Source organism: Bartonella sp. ML69XJBT, assembly GCF_028618515.1.
Taxonomy (GTDB): domain Bacteria; phylum Pseudomonadota; class Alphaproteobacteria; order Rhizobiales; family Rhizobiaceae; genus Bartonella.
The window spans coordinates 1-2,571 of the sequence record NZ_JAQITB010000082.1 but is presented as its reverse complement, the minus strand read 5'-3'; the positions used below and the strand labels follow the sequence as shown (position 1 = coordinate 2,571).

Sequence of the window (2,571 nt, the reverse complement as noted above, 5' to 3'; positions counted from 1 at the left end):
AACATCATAAGGCGTTGGCATACCACATTCTAACAAAGCTTTTCCTACCTCAGTAAAATCAGTAACACTATTTTTCTCCCACATACTCAAATACCCTGGAGCAGGCTTATCAATGTTACATCCAGCAATATTTAACAAAATGAAACCGCTTAATAATTTCAAGATTTTCTTCATTTTTTCCTCCCTGAATATTTTGAATAAATTGGCGTACGATTAGGTGAACCGTAGCGCCATGTACACGCATCACCGGCATTACCATAACAAGCATGGACACTGGGGTAGCCCTTAAATATTTGCCCTGCTTCTTTCCAAGGACCACTTCCAGGAGGTATTTGCTCAAAAGTATAAGGATTTTTGCCAATCTTTGTACCCACAAAGTCATTTTTATGATTTTCCAAGTTTACATAATCCTGCTTTCCATCACTTAAGATATATAATATATCTGCCATGTTTAGAGTATTATAAGCTGGTCCAAAGAAATTAATCGTTGTTTCCTTTGCTATACCATGAACACCATGCTTTTCTAAATCATGCGATCCATTGCCCGCTGTCATACTGCCGCGGCTATGCGCATCAGTATGCAATCCTATATTGCCAAGGCTATACAACAGATTCTGGTACTTCTTCGTCGAATTGGTCAAAATACCCAACTTACCTTCTAGAGCATACTGATACCCTGCAATGAACACCTCTACCAAGCGCGAATCGCTATGAGGGAACATCAGAAAATAGTGCGGATCATTCTTGTTATCAGCCAACTGAACCGCATTATGGGCTGCTTCATCTGGTGTTGTAAAAATACCATTGAGAAAAACATGAACCTTGCCATCAGAACCTTTTTGTAAATGCTTCTCTTGCTCTGGTGTTAATGAAATGAAAGGAACAATCCCGCACAGGCAAGAGGACACATGGCTGTGGGGATTGTTCATCATTACCAACAGCACTTAAGGTTGGCATTCAGGTTGTACTGGGCTTCTTTTACAAAAAGGGCTGTTTAAGCGCTTTTCGACACTGCGCTTGGGAATAACAGCACCTGGACGACAAATGGGGAGGTTTTCGGCTCTAAAAGTATAACACGGACTCCCTCTCCCTTTATAGCGAAAACCTGATTGAATCATGCAAGCATAAATTGTTGCATCCTCATTAACACTAAGCTTTCTGTTTTCTGAATCAATATCAAAAATGCTTGGCATTCCGCATTCTAGCAAGGCTTTTCCTACATCAGTAAAATCTGTTCCTGGCTTCTCCCACATACTAAGATACCCTGGAGGAGGCTTATCAATGTTTTCAATGTCACATCCAGTGACACTTAATAGAATAAGCACTCCCAATAAGCTAAATAGTATTTTCATTTTCTCTTTCCTAAATCAGGTGGATAAATTGGTTTATAAGTAAATGAACCGTAACTCCATTTACACGCATTACTTGCATCACCATAACAATTATGAGGACTAGGATCGTAACCACCTAGCGCTCCCCCCATCTCTTTTATTGGACTCACCACTTTATATGATAGCATCAAACCGGTAGGTGATGGCATCAAAAACAAGGTAGTTGGTTCTAAAGGATATTGATAAGCAGTAGGTGGATTATGACCAACATACATACCAATGGGATCAAGTACATGGTTTTGTAAGTAAACATGGTCTTTCTTACCATCACTTACGACATATATTGTCCCCGCCATATCTTGAGCATTATAAGCTGGTCCCACAAGATAGATATCTGTTTTTTGTGCTAAACTGTGGATGCCACGCTTTTCAAAGTCACGCAATCCATTGCCTGCTGTTATGGCACCTCGGCTATGAGCAATCACTATCGTCCCATTATTGCCATAACGAGTGATAAAATCTTGGAACTTCTTGGTTGAATTGCTCAATCTCCAAGTGTTACCTTCCCAAAACTTTTGATAAAATGCTACTCCTAATTCAACTTCCCAGTCTTTAGCTTGGGGAAAGTATGTAAAATAAAGCGGTTCATGATTATTATCGGCAAATTGAACAGCACGATAGGCTGCCTCATCTGGTGTGTTAAAAATACCATTATAGAACATACGCCTGTTGCCATCAGAACCGGCTTGTAAATGTTTCTCTTGGTCTGGCATTAAAAAGTGATACAGAATTATTGGTTTTCCATCGCTGCCTTTTATATATTCTCCATTTTCATCGGTTAAATAGAGGACATTGCCATTTGCATCATGCGCAACCTCTCCTATCGGATGTTTTTTGACATATGAGATTTGATAAATTTTATCAAGATAACCAAATCCTTCATCGGACAAATCATTGATCATGTCTAAGCGATTATGCACGGCTGCCTCAAGCGGTGTGGCGTCTATCGGTGCTACAGCCTGGTGGGCTGCTGCAGTGTTGCGATTGAGAGAGCCAATGATTTGTCCCGCATCTTGCCCCATCGCCCTCTGGTTGCCTTCACCCGTTAGGATGATGGTGCCATCACTGATAGCGGATTTGGTTTCCCCTTCTGCATTATCTTTGGCTTTACCATGGTTTAAAACATTTTTGACAATGTTTTTTACCGTGTCATTCCCAGAAAGACTAAAACCTTGGCTGC

General features: G+C 40.6%; 2 protein-coding genes and 1 pseudogene. All 3 read right to left on the bottom strand.

Translation table 11 applies throughout. From position 1 onward, the window contains the following. Nucleotides 1–170: 170 nt before the first annotated feature. Nucleotides 171–932: a hypothetical protein gene (locus tag PVV68_RS09980; RefSeq protein WP_273722088.1), complete on the bottom strand. Its 762-nt coding sequence runs from the start codon at nucleotides 930–932 to the stop codon at nucleotides 171–173. 12 nt (nucleotides 933–944) lie between these two features. Next, nucleotides 945–1,352 (bottom strand): hypothetical protein, encoded by a 408-nt coding sequence (locus PVV68_RS09975; RefSeq protein WP_273722086.1) that lies wholly within the window; start codon nucleotides 1,350–1,352, stop codon nucleotides 945–947. Then, nucleotides 1,349–2,571: pseudogene (locus PVV68_RS09970) on the bottom strand (filamentous hemagglutinin); the annotation flags it as partial. The gene PVV68_RS09975 and the pseudogene PVV68_RS09970, both read right to left, overlap by 4 nt.

Coding starts and splice junctions, on each gene's coding strand:
- PVV68_RS09980 (WP_273722088.1), bottom strand. CDS start 932: ATGATGAACAATCCCCACAGCCATGTGTCCTCTTGCCTGTGCGGGATT.
- PVV68_RS09975 (WP_273722086.1), bottom strand. CDS start 1,352: ATGAAAATACTATTTAGCTTATTGGGAGTGCTTATTCTATTAAGTGTC.